The organism is Pseudomonas azotoformans (assembly GCF_900103345.1).
Taxonomy (GTDB): domain Bacteria; phylum Pseudomonadota; class Gammaproteobacteria; order Pseudomonadales; family Pseudomonadaceae; genus Aquipseudomonas; species Aquipseudomonas azotoformans.
The window spans coordinates 1,914,884-1,930,789 of record NZ_LT629702.1; the positions used below are offsets into that span (position 1 = coordinate 1,914,884).

The 15,906-nt window shown below is 62.3% G+C and carries 8 protein-coding genes; 2 read left to right on the forward strand and 6 right to left on the reverse strand.

The genetic code is table 11. The features are described from left to right. Positions 1-122: 122 nt before the first annotated feature. The 6 genes from uvrA to lexA all read right to left on the reverse strand — a co-directional run bounded on the left by uvrA (position 123) and on the right by lexA (position 10,299). On the reverse strand, positions 123-2,642 hold the full coding sequence (gene uvrA, locus BLR69_RS08045; RefSeq protein WP_071493073.1) for an excinuclease ABC subunit UvrA: 2,520 nt from the start codon (positions 2,640-2,642) through the stop codon (positions 123-125). Next, entirely contained in the window at positions 2,639-4,351 is a 1,713-nt protein-coding gene (locus BLR69_RS08050; RefSeq protein ID WP_071493072.1) for an ATP-binding protein, read from the reverse strand. Before BLR69_RS08050 ends, uvrA begins: the two co-directional genes overlap by 4 nt. Before the next feature lie 108 nt (positions 4,352-4,459). Further along, positions 4,460-7,651 (reverse strand): error-prone DNA polymerase, encoded by a 3,192-nt coding sequence (locus BLR69_RS08055; protein WP_232000964.1) that lies wholly within the window; start codon positions 7,649-7,651, stop codon positions 4,460-4,462. Then, a complete protein-coding gene (locus BLR69_RS08060) occupies positions 7,648-9,060 on the reverse strand; it encodes a Y-family DNA polymerase (RefSeq protein WP_071493071.1) in 1,413 nt (470 codons plus the stop codon). Before BLR69_RS08060 ends, BLR69_RS08055 begins: the two co-directional genes overlap by 4 nt. A 7-nt stretch (positions 9,061-9,067) precedes the next feature. Next, positions 9,068-9,682 carry a translesion DNA synthesis-associated protein ImuA gene (imuA, locus tag BLR69_RS08065; protein WP_071493070.1) on the reverse strand — a complete coding sequence of 205 codons (615 nt, stop codon included), beginning with the start codon at positions 9,680-9,682 and terminating at the stop codon, positions 9,068-9,070. Continuing rightward, complete coding sequence (lexA, locus tag BLR69_RS08070) at positions 9,682-10,299, reverse strand: transcriptional repressor LexA (protein WP_071493069.1); 618 nt, start codon at positions 10,297-10,299, stop codon at positions 9,682-9,684. Before lexA ends, imuA begins: the two co-directional genes overlap by 1 nt. 201 nt (positions 10,300-10,500) lie before the next feature. Between lexA and BLR69_RS08075 the strand changes: the two genes are divergently transcribed. Next, on the forward strand, positions 10,501-15,369 hold the full coding sequence (locus tag BLR69_RS08075) for an RHS repeat-associated core domain-containing protein (protein WP_083365850.1): 4,869 nt from the start codon (positions 10,501-10,503) through the stop codon (positions 15,367-15,369). Beyond that, on the forward strand, positions 15,369-15,785 hold the full coding sequence (locus tag BLR69_RS08080; protein WP_071493052.1) for a hypothetical protein: 417 nt from the start codon (positions 15,369-15,371) through the stop codon (positions 15,783-15,785). Before BLR69_RS08075 ends, BLR69_RS08080 begins: the two co-directional genes overlap by 1 nt. The last annotated feature ends 121 nt before the right edge of the window (positions 15,786-15,906 follow it).

Sequence of the window (15,906 nt, forward strand, 5' to 3'; positions counted from 1 at the left end):
AAATGTGGGAGGGGCGGTGCGACGGTTCGACTTGCCCCCGATAGCGGTGTGTCAGTCGCATATCAGTTGACTGACACACTGTCATCGGGGGCAAGCCCCCTCCCACAAGTTCTCATCCGCTTTTAGTTCAGTTCTTTGGCCAGGAATGGCGCAGTCCGGCTAGTCTTGCTTTTGGCAACCTTCTGCGGCGTGCCACTGGCCACCACCTTCCCGCCCAGATCCCCTGCCCCCGGCCCGATATCGATCACCCAGTCACTCTGCGCCACCACGCGCATTTCATGCTCCACCACGACCACCGTATGCCCCGCGTCCACCAACTGGTTCAACTGGCTGAGCAGGCGGTCCACATCCCGTGGATGCAGCCCGGTGGTGGGTTCGTCCAGCACATACAGGGTGGCGCCCCGCGCATTGCGTTGCAGCTCGGTCGCCAGTTTGATGCGCTGCGCTTCGCCACCGGACAACTCGGTCGCCGGTTGCCCCAGGCGCAGGTAACCCAGGCCGATATCCCGCAGCACCTGCAGCGAACGCAACACCGCTGGCTGTTCGGCAAACACCTCCACCGCCTGTGCCACCGTGAGCCCCAGCACCTCGGCGATGCTCAAGCCTTGCCATTTGATCGCCAGGGTCTCGGGGTTGTAGCGCGCGCCGTGGCAGGTCGGGCATGGCGCGTACACGCTGGGCATGAACAGCAATTCAACGCTGACAAAGCCCTCGCCTTCACAATTCGGGCAACGGCCCTTGGCGACATTGAAGGAGAACTGTCCGGCATCGTAGTGATGCTTCTTCGCCGCCGGAGTGGCCGCGAACAGCTTGCGCACGTTGTCGAACAGCCCGGTGTAGGTCGCCAGGTTGGAGCGCGGGGTGCGGCCGATGGGTTTCTGGTCGACCTGCACCAGGCGGCGGATGTGCTCCAGCCCGGCGCGGATGTGGCCCCCGCTGGTTTGCGGGGCGTCATCTTCCAGGCTTGGTTCTTCGTCGTTTTCCACCACACGCCCTAGCCCGGCGCCCACCAGTTCCAGCAGTGCCTGGCTGACCAGGCTGGACTTGCCCGAGCCGGAAATCCCGGTGACCGCCGTGAAGCAGCCCAGTGGGAAATCCACGTTCAAGCCCTTGAGATTATTACGCGTCACGCCTTCCAGTTGCAGCCAGCCGCTGGGTTCACGGCGTACCTGAGCCGACACGCGCTTTTGCGCAAACAGGTACTCACGGGTCTGCGACGCCGCCACCTGCGCCAGCCCCGCCGGCGGGCCGCTGTACAGCACCTGCCCGCCCTGTTCACCGGCCGCCGGGCCGACGTCGATCAGCCAGTCGGCGCGGCGCATGGTTTCCAGGTCATGCTCCACCACAAACAATGAATTGCCGGCCGCCTTCAAGCGCTCAAGGGCGGTGAACAATGCCTCGCCGTCCGCCGGGTGCAGGCCCGCCGAAGGTTCGTCCAGCACGTAGATCACACCAAACAACTGCGAGCCCAATTGCGTTGCCAGGCGCAGTCGCTGCAACTCGCCGGACGACAAGGTCGGCGTGCTGCGCTCCAGGGACAGGTAGCCCAGGCCCAATTCGGTCAAGGTACTGACCCGCTCCAGCAAGTCCTGGGCGATGCGCTGCGCGGCCAGGCGTTTCTCCACCGACAGCTTCATCTTGTCCTGCCCCGCCGCCACCGGTCGCAGCAACTCGGCCAACTGGGTCAACGACAATTGCGACAGCTCGCCGATGTCCACCCCGGCAAATTTCACCGACAACGCCGCCTGGGTCAGGCGCTTGCCGTCGCACAACGGGCAGGCGCTGCCCTGCATGAACTGCGACACACGCTTTTTCATCAGCGCGCTCTGGGTGTGGGTGAAGGTGTGCAGGATGTAGCGCCGGGCGCCGATGAAGGTGCCCTGGTAGCTCGGCTCCAGTTTGCGCTTCAACGCATCGCGGGTCTGTTCCGGGGTGAAGCCGGCGTACACCGGGACGGTGGGGGTTTCTTCGGTGAACAGGATCCAGTCACGCTGCTTTTTCGGCAGGTCGCGCCAGGGGATATCCACGTCATAGCCCAGGGTCACCAGGATGTCGCGCTGGTTCTGCCCCTGCCACGCCAACGGCCAGGACGCCACCGCACGCTGGCGAATGGTCAGGGAAGGATCGGGCACCATCAACGCCTCAGTCACTTCATACACGCGCCCCAGGCCATGACACTGCGGGCATGCACCCTGGGGCAGGTTCGGCGAAAAGTCTTCGGCGTACAGCATCGCCTGCCCCTTCGGATAACTGCCGGCGCGGGAGTACAGCATGCGGATCAAACTCGATAACGTGGTCACGCTGCCCACCGACGAACGCGCACTCGGCGTACCGCGCTGCTGTTGCAGGGCCACGGCGGGCGGCAGGCCTTCGATGCTGTCCACGTCCGGCACGCCGACCTGGTCGATCAACCGCCGCGCATAGGGCGCCACCGACTCGAAATAGCGGCGCTGGGCCTCGGCATACACCGTGGAAAACGCCAGGGACGATTTGCCGGAACCCGACACCCCGGTGAACACCACCAGGGCATCCCGGGGGATATCCACATCGACGTTGCGCAGGTTGTGCTCGCGGGCGCCGCGCACGCGGACGAAGCCGGCGGGTTGGGCAGTGATCGGAGGAATATTGCGCTGTGAAGTCATGGACAACCTTGTCGGGCGGTGAGCACGCTGCGCACCCGTTGCGTCAGCGCTTCGGGGCTGTAGGGTTTGCTCAGCAGATGAATATCGGGGCTCAGCAGGTGATTGCTGGAGAGAATGTCACGGGTGTGGCCGGAGGTGAACAGCACCGGCACGGCAGGCGTCTGCTGGCGTGCCCAGTCGGCCAGGTCGGTACTTTTGACGCGGCCGGGCATGACCACATCGGTGAAGATCAGGTCCGGTGGCGAGCCTGCCTGCAGTTTCGACATGGCCTGGTCGCCGTCTTCGGCGGTGAGCACGGTGTAGCCGGACTGTTCGAGCAGTTCCACGACGGTCAGGCGCACGCCTTCATTGTCCTCGACCACCAGGATGGTTTCCTGGCCGCGGCTGTGCTGCACCTGGTCCATATGCACATCGAGGCTTTCCGGTTCCAGGCTGTGGGGGAAATACATCTGCACCACCGAGCCCTTGCCCTCCTCGCTCCACATTTCCACATGCCCGCCACTCTGGCGCACAAAGCCGAACACCATGCTCAGGCCCAGGCCGGTGCCATGGCCTTCACGCTTGGTGGTGAAGAAGGGTTCGAAGGCGCGCTTGAGGGTGCTTTCGGACATGCCGACGCCGGTATCGGCCACCTCCAGGCGCACGTACTCGCCAGGCTTGATGCTTTTGCCCGCGCAATCGTCCGGGTTGAGGATGATGTTTTCGCCGGAGATGCGGATCACCCCCTCGCCCTTCATGGCGTCGCGGGCATTGATCGCCAGGTTGAGCAGCGCGTTTTCCAGCTGGTTGCGGTCGACATTGATAAACCAGGCGTCCTGGGGCATCTGCACATCAATATGGATGGTCTCGCCCAGCGCCCGTTGCAGCAACTCGCCAAGCCCGGCGTAAATGCGTTGCGGGTTATACACCGCCGGCGACAGGGGTTGACGCCGGGCGAACGCCAGCAGTTGCGACGACAGCTTGGCCCCACGCTCCACCGCCGCAATGGCGGCGGTGACACGCCGCTGCACCTGGGCGTTGTCCGGTTCCTGGCGGGCCAGCAGGTGCAGGTTGCCGGCGATCACTTGCAGCAGGTTATTGAAGTCGTGGGCCACGCCGCCGGTGAGGCCGCCGATGGCTTCGAGTTTCTGCGACTGGCGCAACTGGTCCTCGGCCGCGGAGCGCGCCTGCACTTCGGCGGCCACCCGTTGTTCGAGGTTGTGCGTGAGCTCCCGGCGCACCTGTTCGGACTTCACCAGTTCGGTGGTCTCCACCACAATCGCCAGCACGCCGGCCGGTTGTTGATCGTCGCCGGCCACCGGGCTGTAGTAGAGGTCCAGCCACACGGTTTCCGGCTGGCCGTTGCGCAACAGCACCAGGTCCTTGTTATTGAATGACAGGGTGCCACCGGCCAGGCAGGTGTCCATCACATGCCGGTTGAACTCGGCCACTTCCGGCCAACCCAACTCCACCGGCGTGCCCAGCAGGTACGGATGGCGCCCGCCAGCAAATGCCGAGTAGCTGTCGTTATAGATCATGTACCCCCATTGTCCCCAGAGCATCACCATGGGCACGGGCGAAGCCAGCATCATCTGCACGGTACACGCCAGGCTGGTGGACCAGCGGTCGATGGGGCCAAGATCGGTACTCGACCAATCGAATGCGCGGATCCGCTGGGCCATTTCACCGGCCCAGCCTTCACAGCCGTGGGGGTTGGATAAGAATTGCATGGTTGGCTCTGTGCGCAAAAAGAGAACATCGGCAAGTTTTGGAGCGCTGTAGACCCGGATGGTTTCAACCCATCTGCATCAGAGGTCATTACAGCAGAAACCACGGGCTCAGTGAAAATCCCGACTGCGCACATTGATCCCTTCCAGCAACGGCGTCAGGTCGGTCAGGCGCCCGGCGATCAAGTGCCGCACCTCGCCCACCGCTTCCCAGCGCCCATCCACTTTCAACAGCCGCGAACCCACCAGGGCCTGGCGTTGACGCTCGGCCAGGTCACGCCAGACCACCACATTGAGGTTGCCGAATTCATCTTCCAGGGTGACAAAGGTCACCCCACTGGCCGTGCCCGGGCGCTGTCGACCGGTCACCAGCCCCGCGACGCTGACATTACGGCCGTGCTCCACCGTCATCAGCTCATGGGAGCTGCGACAGCGGCGCTTGCGCAATTCATCCCGCAGCAGCGCCAACGGATGCGGCCCCAGGGTCGTGCCCACGGTGGCATAGTCGGCCTGCAGGTCCTCGCCCACGCTCGGTGCCGGCAACTCGACCGGCGCTTCATCCGGGCTCGGCAGGCCGGCAAACAGCCCCAGTTGCTTGTGTACGCCAGCCACCTCCCAGCGCGCCTTGTGCCGGTTGTCGGCCAGGGCGCGCAGAGCCCCGGCATCCGCGAGCAAGGCCTGGGCACGCGCATCCAGCCCGGCGCGCTCGTCGAGGTCGGCAATGTCGCTGAACGCTCGACGCACGCGCGCGGCTTCGATGCGCCGCCCATCCTCTTCGCGAAACCCTGAGATCATGCGCAAACCCATGCGAATCGCCGGCTGCGCGCCGTCGATGGGCTCCAGGCTGCAATCCCAATCGCTGGCCTGCACATCCACCGGCCGGATCTGCAAGCGATGGCGCCGTGCGTCCTGCAGGATCTGGTCCGGGCTGTAGAAGCCCATGGGCCAACTGTTGATCAGCGCACAGGCAAACGCCGCCGGTTCATGACACTTGAGCCAGCAACTGGCGTAGGTCAGCAAGGCGAAACTGGCCGCGTGGGACTCAGGGAAGCCATAACTGCCAAAGCCTTTGATCTGCTCGAAGATCTGCGCGGCAAAGGCTTCGGTGTAGCCGTTTTTCAACATGCCGGTGCGCAGGCGCTGCTGGTGCGGCTCCAGGCCACCGTGGCGTTTCCAGGCAGCCATGGAGCGGCGCAACTGGTCGGCCTCGCCGGGGCTGTAGTCGGCGGCGACCATGGCGATCTGCATCACTTGCTCCTGGAACAACGGAATGCCCAGGGTGCGTTCCAGAACGGTTTTAAGCTCCGGCGAAGGATAGGTTTCGGGTTCTTCCTTGTTCCGCCGCCGCAAGTACGGGTGCACCATGCCGCCCTGGATCGGCCCCGGTCGCACGATGGCCACCTCAATCACCAGGTCATAGAACTTCTGCGGCCTGAGCCTTGGCAACATCGACATCTGCGCCCGCGACTCGATCTGGAACACGCCGATAGTGTCGGCCTTGCTGATCATCGCGTAGGTGGCTGGGTCTTCCTTGGGGATCGTCGCCAAGGCCAGGTCGCGGTTGCGGTGACGGCGCAGCAAGTCGAAGCAACGCCGGATCGCACTGAGCATGCCCAAGGCCAGGATATCCACCTTGAGCAAACCCACCGCGTCGAGGTCGTCCTTGTCCCACTGGATAATGGTGCGCTCGGCCATGGCGGCGTTTTCCACCGGCACCAGGGTGTCCAGCGGGTATTCGGAAATCACGAAGCCGCCGGGGTGCTGGGACAAGTGCCGGGGGAAGCCGATCAACTGCTGGGTGAGCGTGAGTACCCGGCGCAACAGCGGGCTCTCGGGGTCGAAGCCGCCTTCGCGCAGGCGCTCCAGCGGCGGGGCATCGTCGCTCCAGCGTCCGCAGCAATCGGCCAGGGCGTTGATCTGGTCCGGCGGCAGCCCGAGGGCCTTGGCCACATCGCGTACCGCGCCAGCAGCGTGGTAACTGCTGACCACCGCCGTCAGCGCCGCGCGGGTGCGGCCGTAGCGCTGGAACACGTACTGCAGTACTTCTTCGCGGCGCTCATGTTCGAAGTCCACGTCGATGTCCGGCGGCTCGTTGCGCTCCCTGGACAGGAAACGTTCGAACAACAGACTCGTCAGGCTCGGGTCGATCTCGGTGATGCCCAAGGCAAAGCACACCGCCGAGTTGGCCGCCGAACCGCGGCCCTGGCACAGGATCGAACGGCTGCGGGCGAACTGCACAATGTCATGCACCGTAAGGAAGTAGCTTTCGTAGCCCAGCTCGCTGATGAGCTTCAGTTCGTCGTGGATCTGCTGCAAGGTCTTGGCGTCGACACCCTGCGGCCAGCGCTGGGCGATGCCCGCTTCGGTCACGGTGCGAAGCCAGGATTCGGCGTCGTGGCCGCTGGGCACCAGCTCACGCGGGTAGTGATAGCGCAACTGGCTGAGGTCGAAGGTGCAACGGCGGGCAATCGCCTGGGTTTCATCGAGCAAGGCGTGCGGGTACAGCGCGGCCAGGGCATCGAGGCTGCGCAGGTGCCGCTCGCCATTGGGGTGCAGGCGCGTACCGGCTTCGGCCACCGGCACGTGATGGCGGATGGCGGTCATGGTGTCTTGCAGGGCGCGGCGGCCACGCGCATGCATGTGCACATCGCCACAGGCCACCGCCGGGAGGTGCAGGCTGGCGGCCAGGCTCAGGCGTTGTTCCAGGTGGCGCGCATCGTCCTGGCCGCAGTGCAGATGCACCGCCAGCCACAGGCGCTCGGTGAAGGTGCGGCGCAGCCACTGGATCGAGGCCTGGGTGTCGCTGTCCTCGGCGACCCACAGCGCCAGCAGGCCGGGCAGCGGTTGCTCGAAGTCCTCGTGCAACAGGCGATAGCTGCCTTTTTCCGAGCGCCGCCGGGCCACGGTGATCAAGCGGCACAGGTGCTGGTAGCCGCTGAGGTCTTCCACCAGCAGCACCAGTTTCGGGCCGTTTTCGATGCGCATCTCGCTGCCGATAATCAGCGGCAGTTCCACCGCCTTCGCCGCCTGCCACGCCCGCACGATACCCGCCAGGGTGCATTCGTCGGTGATCGCCAGGGCGCTGTAGCCTTGGCGCTTGGCCCGCTCGAACAACTCCAGCGCACTGGACGCACCGCGCTGGAAGCTGAAGTTGGACAGGCAGTGCAGTTCACTGTAGGAGCGAGCTTGCTCGCGAAGGTCGTCAACGATGACGCGGGGGGTCTGGATGAACGCGTTGCCTGGGCGTTTTTCGCGAGCGAGCTCGCTCCTACAGGGAGCAGTCGGCGTTTGGGGGATTTTCATGCGAACCAGCCTTGCAACCACAACCCATCGCTTTGCCCGACGTTACGAAAGGCCCAGCCTCGCTGGCCGGCGCGGGTCTGGATCAGGTAGTAGTCGCGGCGGATATCGGCACCGTCCCACCAGCCGGATTCAATGCGCTCCGGGCCCATGAGGATGTGCACGCCGTGTTCGGCCAAGAGTGTGGGTTCGCTCAGCAACCAGCCGGGGCGTTGCACCTTGTGCAAGGTCGGGCAGAGGTTTTTGTCGGTCGCCGCTTGCCAGGCGCATTCGGGGCGATGGTCGGCGTGGAAGCGCAAGCCCTGCACGGCCTCATCGCCGAGACGGGCGCGCAGGCGTTCGCGCAATTGTTCCCAGGGCAAGGTCTGTTGCGGGCGGTCGTCGAACAGGTCCTGGCGCTGCGGCACGAACACCGGCAAATCCTGGGCGATCAGGCGGAAACCGCGTACCGGTGAGGTGACCTGTACCTGCTCCAGGCGACCTCGGGCCAATTCAAACAGCATCGCCGGTTCGCGCTCGGCGCTGAGCAGGCCAACCTTGATCACCGTGTCCGGCGCCTGGGCGTGTTCCAAATACAGGTCGAAACGCTGCACGCCACTGTCGCGACCGCACAGGAAGGCGGACAGATCGCCCGTCAGGCGTCGCAAGGGAAACAGCAGCGCCTGATGGGACTGCACGTCGAAATTCAACTCGATGCGCACATCGAACCGGTCCGGTGGCTGATAGAACGCCAAGGCCAATGGCCGCTGCCCGCTCAATGCATCCAGATGCTTGAGCAGTCCAGCATCAAAGCGCCGCGCCAAGGTGTGCCGAGGCAGCGCCTGCACCTGGGCCAGGCGGCGCAGGCCCATGCGCGACAACGCCGTGGCGGCCTGCGGGTCGAGGCCGGCGCGGTCGATGGGCAGCGGCGCCAGGGCCTGCAACAAGCCGTCATCCTGCACCGCCAAACCATCGTATATATTCGCCAGCACCCGCGCCGCCGCCGGGTTGGGCGCCGCGACGATACGGTGACGAAAGCCCAATTCGGTCAATTCCTGGCGCAAGCGTGCTTCGAACCTCGGCCACGGCCCGAACAGCCCCAGGCTCGATTCGATTTCAAACAACAAGGCACGCGGGTAATACAGGCTGACCTGGGAACTGAACTGGTAGGCCCAGGCAGCCAGGAACTGTTGGTGGCGCTCGATCTCGGCGGGGTCGTATTCGACGCTGGCAAAGGTCTTGGCCAGGGCATGCGCCGCCGTCAGGGATTGGCCGGGGCGCAGGCCCAGGGCGCGGGCGGCGTCATTGACGGTTTGCAACACGCGCCGCTGTGGCGTGCCGGCCAGCAGGGCCAGGGGTTGCTCCGGCTCGGGATGCACACGCAGCACTCCGTCCAGCGCCAATTGCGGGAAGACAATACACACCCAGCGCATGACAACCTCAGTGCCCCGCCAGGGCAATCGGCGCCGGATGGGCCAAGCCGCCCCGGCACTTGAGCACCCGTACCTGCGCGGGCCTGGCCTCCACGGCCAGGCGTAGCGCGGCGGGCGATGAGTTGACCGACTCACTCAAGGCCCGCCAGGCAAACGCCAGGGTCTGCCCGGTTTCCGCCGCCACTTGCAGGCGCCGCAGCGCCCGGCCATCGGCCTTGCGCGGCCAGCACAGCACCGCGCCGCAACTGCCGGAACGCAGGCATTGCTCCACCGCCCACAGGGCGTCGCGTTCCTCGGCCTGGATCACCGAGAGCAGGCGCAGGTCCACCCCGGCGTTCTGCCAGGCATGGGGGTACGGCGTGTACGGCGGCGCCACCAACACAATGCGCTCCCCCGCCTTCGACAAGCGCGCCAGGGTCGGCAGCACCAGTTGCAATTCGCCCACACCTTCCTTGGCCATGAGGATTTCACTCAAGGCCGCCTCCGGCCAGCCGCCCGTGGGCAGCACCGCGTCCAGCGCCGCCAGCCCGGTGGGATGCACACTGGACGGCGGCGCGGCAGGCCGGCCCTTCCAGACACGCCCGCCATTGAACAGCGTGTCCAGCGCGACCACGGCGCCCATCAGCCTTGCCTCACCAAACCGCAGAACACCCCTTCGATGGCCAGGTCCTGGTCAGGCCCCACCACGATGGGTTGATACGCGGGGTTGCGCGGCAGCAGCCGCACGCGGTCGCCACTGCGCTCGAAACGCTTGATGGTCACTTCACCGTCCAGGCGCGCCACCACGATCTGCCCGTTCAAGGCCTCGGCACTGCGGCGTACGCCGACCAGGTCACCGTCGAGGATGCCGTCCTCGATCATCGAATCGCCCTGCACCCGCAACAGGTAGTCCGGGGTTTTCGCGAAGGTCGACGGGTCCAGTTGCAGGCGGCTGTGCACTTCGGCATCGGCGCCGATAGGCAAACCTGCGGCCACGCGACCGAGCACCGGCACGTCCAGCCATTCCGGGCGCGCCGGCTGGTTGAGCAGGCGAATGCCACGGGCCTGGTGGGGGTTGACCTCGATATACCCGGCTTCGGTCAGCGCCAGCACATGCTTGCGCGCCACGCTGCGCGAGGCAAAACCGAACGCCTCGGCGATCTCGGCGAGGCTCGGGGGCTGGCCTTGCTGCGCGATGCGGTCGCGGATAAAGGTCAGGATGGCGGTACGGCGGGGGGTGAGAGTCGTCATGGAGTACATTTGTACTCCTGTGGGAAATTTCTGACAATAGCCGCTAGTCGCGCGATAGCGGACGAGCTTTGTCGAACCGTCCCACATAACCGCCGGATTAGCTCTACTCCCCTACCCTGCAAACGTCCGCAAAGTCCCTCGCCTGACTACACAGTGCGAGGGATTGCAGATGGCGTTATGGGTTTGGGCTCCGGTGGATGGGGCGGTTTCATGATCGAAGTGACCAGCCAAACCATTGGCTATTTGGTACTGGCCACCCTGGATTCAAAGACGCGAGACGTCGAATCCGTTATCAGCGACTTCAAGCGCTGCCTCAATCACTACGACGCCTGGGCTTCGAGCTTTTTCAGCTTTTCGGCGCTGGATATCGAACAGGTCTTCAAGGTGGGGGATGAAGTGGCGCTGGTCGCGCCGATCAACCGCTCCCTGTTTCCCAGCACCACCACCGCAACCTGCCAGGCAGACGGCACGCTGACCCTGGTGCATATGTTCCAGAGTTCTCGATTCGTACCCATCGGCGATACGCCCGTAATGGTGCAGCGCATTGATCCGAAGGGTGGCCCGCTCGGGGAGCCCCTCCATAAAACCATCGGGCCCAGCGGCATTCTCGAAATCAAGGAATGTGATCGCAACCAGCAGTACCGGGTCAGTTTCTATCCCAACGTTTCCAAGGCGCACTTCAAGGCGCTGTACGCCTCTTATCAGTCGGTGATCGAACCGCTGGAAGGCTGGCTGCGCCGTGAGTGGACCACCACCTTCGCCGCCTTGTGGAAGGGTTATTCCGAAGCCAATTTCCTCAAGCGCTACCTCTCGCTGCACCAAGCCTACGCACGCGGGTTCAGTGGGGCGTTGTATTCACTCTGGGACAACATCAAGCAGATGCTTCAGTGGTTTCTGGACCCACTGCAGCATGCCGAAAAGCTGCTGCATTACCTGACCCAGGCAGAATTCGAAAAGCTGTTGAAGCTCGGCACCGAAAGCATCGCAAAGGGCCTGCTGGTGCTGAGTGATGAGCCGTTGCTGTTCATTTATCTGTCGGCAATGGTCAGTTGGATGCGGATGTTGCCGCCGCCTTATATGAATGAGCTGCTGGGGGAAATCAGCGCTGAAGTATTGATCAATTTGCTGCTGTGCCTTGCCACGGCCGGGATGGGGATGGCGGTACGCATCAGTACGAAGGTGCTGGGCAGCATCAAGTCTCAACGTGTACGCACATGGCTTGAGCACATGGCTGGGCAGTTCGGGAAATTTCGTGCGGATGATCACACGCGGGTTGCCAAGCCGATATTGCTCAGTAGCCAGGCGACGACGATCAAGACGATTCCAGATGCGCCGTTGAAGGCTGGGGATCAGGTGGTTTCCAACGCGGTGCCGGTGGTGCGCAGCAAGTCCCAGCGAACCGTGTTGGTTCAGCAAGAGCCTGTGGATGATGTGCCGGTTTCTGCTCGCAATCCCAATGGGGATGCGGCGGCACCTGCGGACAAGACCGTCACCAATGGCTGCCCGGTGTCGATGGTCACCGGCGAGGAATTGCTGACCCTGACCGATGGCACGCTGGACGGGATCTTGCCGTTTGAGTGGACACGGTTGTATCGCACCAGTGCGGTGGAAATGGATTGCGGGCTGGGGTTTGGCTGGAGTCACTCGCTGGCGCATCGGTTGAGTGTTTCCGGGGATTCGGTGGTGTGGACCGATCATGAGAATCGGTCGACCACCCTGCCCTTGCCCACGGCTGCTCGACCTGCGATCACCAATAGCCTGGCCGAAGCGGCGATCTACCTAGGGTCGTTGCCTGATGAACTGGTGCTGGCGCAGGCATCACGTTTCTACCACTTCCGCGACGGTGTGCTGACAGCGATCAGCGACGCGTATGACAACCGGCTGCGCATTACCCGGGATTTTCTGGGGCGTGTTGAGCGGGTGGATAACGGTGTCGGGCGCTCGCTGTTTTTGCGTTATGCATCGGGCCGCATCGTGGCGGTGGATTACCAGATTCATCGCGTCGTGGATGACGGGCCGTTTGTTTGGGTGACGGAGCAGACCGTTGTTTCCTACGCCTATGACGACTTGGGACGACTGGTTTCAGCGACCAATGCCGTCGGTGAAAGCGAGGTTTATCGGTACGACGAACAGCACGTCATTCTTGAGCGCGGCTTGGCCGGTGGCGCGAGTTTTTTCTGGGAGTGGGAACGGTCTGGCAAGGCCGCGCGATGTGTGCGGCATTGGGCGAGTTTCTCGCAGATGGACACGCGTTATGCCTGGGATGACAACGGCCAGGTCACGGTGTTTAACGCCGATGGTAGCCAGGAAGTCTACGTGCATGACCAGCGGGCGCGGCTGGTGCAGCGGGTGGATCCGGACGGGGCCGAGCACTTTAAATCCTACGATGAAAAAGGCCGGCTGACGGTTGAGCAGGATCCGCTGGGAGCGATCACGGCGTATCAGTACGACGAAGCCGGGCGCTTGGTGGCCGTGTTTCCGGGGGACGATGAGCCGACGACCTACGAGCATGACAACGGGTTCGTACGGGTGGTGCGGCGTGGTGAAGCCGTCTGGAAGTATGAGCGCAATGATCAGGGCGATGTCATCCGTAAGACCGATCCTGATGGCAGCACTACTGACTACAGCTACAACAAATATGGCCAACTGATTGGGGTTTGGTACCCGGATCACAGCTGTCAGCGGCTGGTGTGGAATGAGCGTGGGCAGTTGCTTGAAGAGCAGTTGCCGAATGGTGGGATCAAGCGTTATCGCTATGACGATCTAGGGCGGCAGATTGCACGGGAAGATGAACACGGCGCACTGACCCAGTATCAGTGGGACAGCGTGGGTCGGTTGACTCGTGTTGTGCTGCCAGGCGACGGGTTCAAGGAATACAGCTACAACCCCTACGGAAAAATCACCGCCGAGCGCGATGAACTCGGGAACATCACCCGCTACGAATACGCCGACGGCCTGCACCTGATCAGCCGCCGCATCAATGCCGATGGTACACAGGTCAACTACCGCTACGACAACGCGCGGTTACTGCTGACCGAGATCGAAAACGAGGTGGGTGAGACCTACCGGCTCCAGTACCACAGCAACGGCCTGATCCAGCAGGAAATCGGCTTTGACGGTCAGCGCACGGCGTACGTATACGACCTCAACGGCAACCTTCGGGAAAAGACCGAACACGGCGATGACGGCAGTCAGCTGGTTACCCGCTACCAGCGCGACCATGCCGGACGCCTGATCAGAAAAACCCTACCCGATGGCAATACCGTCGATTACACCTACGACCGCCAGGGCAACCTCCTCAGCGTCGAAGACGGCCACTGGGCCCTGGCCTACGAGTACGACAGCCAAAACCGCCTCACCGCCGAACACCAAGGCTGGGGCACCCTGCGCTACGGCTACGACGCCTGCGGCCACCTGCAAAACCTGCGTCTGCCGGACAACAACCGCCTCACCTTCAATCACGACAAAGGTGGCCACCTCGCCACCGTCGAACTGAACGGCGCGGTCCTCACCTCACACCTGTTCAAGGCCGGTCGCGAACAGCAACGCGCCCAAGGAAACCTGCTCAGCCACTACCAACACGACCACCAGGGACGCCTGTTCAACCAGAGCATCAACGACGCCGAAGGCCCGCTCTACCGACGCCACTACGACTACGACAAATCCGGCAACCTCACCCGCCTGCTCGACACCCGCAAGGGCGAACACCGCTACCACTACGACCCACTCAACCGCCTCACCCGCGCCGACCACACCCAAGGCGAGCAAGAACGCTTCGGCCACGACCCCGCCGGCAACCTGCTCATGCAAAACCGCCCCGGCCCCGACATCGTCGCCGGCAACCGCCTGATGATCCAGGGCGACCACCACTATGACTACGACGCCTTCGGCAACCTTATCCGTGAACGGCGTGGCAAAGGTCACGCACTCGTCACCGAATACCGCTACGACTGTCAGCATCGTCTGATCGGTATTAAAAAACCCAACGGCCAGACCGCCAGCTACCGCTACGACCCGTTTGGGCGGCGTATCAGTAAAACCGTCGACGGCATCACCACCGAGTTCTTCTGGCAAGGCGACAAACTGATTGCCGAACACCATGCGGATCGGCATCGCAGCTATCTCTACGAACCCGACAGCTTCCGTCCGCTAGCCTTGCTGGAAGGCTTCGGCCCCAAGGAAACCAAGGCCTACCACTACCAACTTGACCATCTGGGCACCCCGCAGGAACTCACTGCCCAAGACGGCGAAATCGTCTGGTCGGCGCACTACCGCGCCTACGGCGAAATAACCCGCCTCGATATAGGAAAAGTCGACAACCCGCTGCGCTTCCAGGGTCAGTATTTCGATCAGGAAAGCGGGCTGCACTACAACCGCCATCGCTACTACAATCCGGATGTTGGTCGCTACATCACGCCGGACCCGGTGAAGCTGGCGGGTGGGATCAATGCCTACCAGTACGTGCCCAACCCTACCGGGTGGGTAGACCCGTTAGGGCTCAGCTCATGTCCTGGCGTCGGTGAATGCAAGCCCGGCAGTGAGGTCGAAAACCCAATTATAAAAGCCAGGGCCAACGAAAGTCAGCCAGCACTACCGAGGCTAACAAGGAAAGATCGAAGCGAACGAATTGGGGCCCTAACTGAGGCAAATGCAAAACGACGCGTGTTAGAACTTGAAGAAAAATATGACATGCACACTGTCGCCAAGCACGGCCCTGAGATCACCGATACTGCGCTAAAACAGAGAGCAATTGATGGAACAGACCCGAGCACCGGATTGCATAAGCCTGGAGCGAAAGGAAACTTAAGCTCTCAGTTTCATGGTTGGAAAATGCAACTCAACGCATTGAACAAGGCGTTGACACGTGAATCGCTTGGGCTAGATCCGTTCAACGGAATGGATCACAATAAAAATCCGATACTCAAGCTGGAATTACCCGGAGCAGGACGAGGCTATCGCCCTAACAAAAAACAGGTTGAAAGCCCAACCCTTAATGAAAACCTAAACTGGTTCGAAGTGAAATTTGATAAAAAAGATAACACCAGGCCATTTACCGCCTTTCCAGCCGAGAAGAAATAATGTTGAAAAACCCATTTTTAAATGAGCCGTTCGATCCTAGCCTGAAATGGTTCATTGGTGTATTTGATATATATGATCAAGAGCAAGGACCAGGTCTAGACCTGGAGAAATATAATCCAAACGAAAGAGCCGACCGAGAGTTCCTCATAAAAAATTACGCCCTGAATTTAAGCTACCTTTCTTACAGACATAAATATGTTTTGATCAAGGCCCTAGAAAGCAGCCTGAACAATGAAAGTTATGACTTCCAGAGCTTATTCGATATAAATGAAGATGAGGCCGCGTCATGGCCAAGAGAAGAATGGTACGAACTTGAAAACCCTAGAGAATTTTTAGTGGATGTATATCAACTCGCTCAAATCAGTTGGAAAGAAGACCTCCAAAAAGCCAGCCTCGAAGACCAGTCAACCTGGTAACCCAAACACCGCCCTCCAAGGCAACACCGCCCCTCTGTGGCGAGCAGGCTTGCCCTGCGTTGGGCCGCGAAGCGGCCCCAGTCCAGGCGATGGGTGTTTTCAGGTAACCCCGCATTGTCTG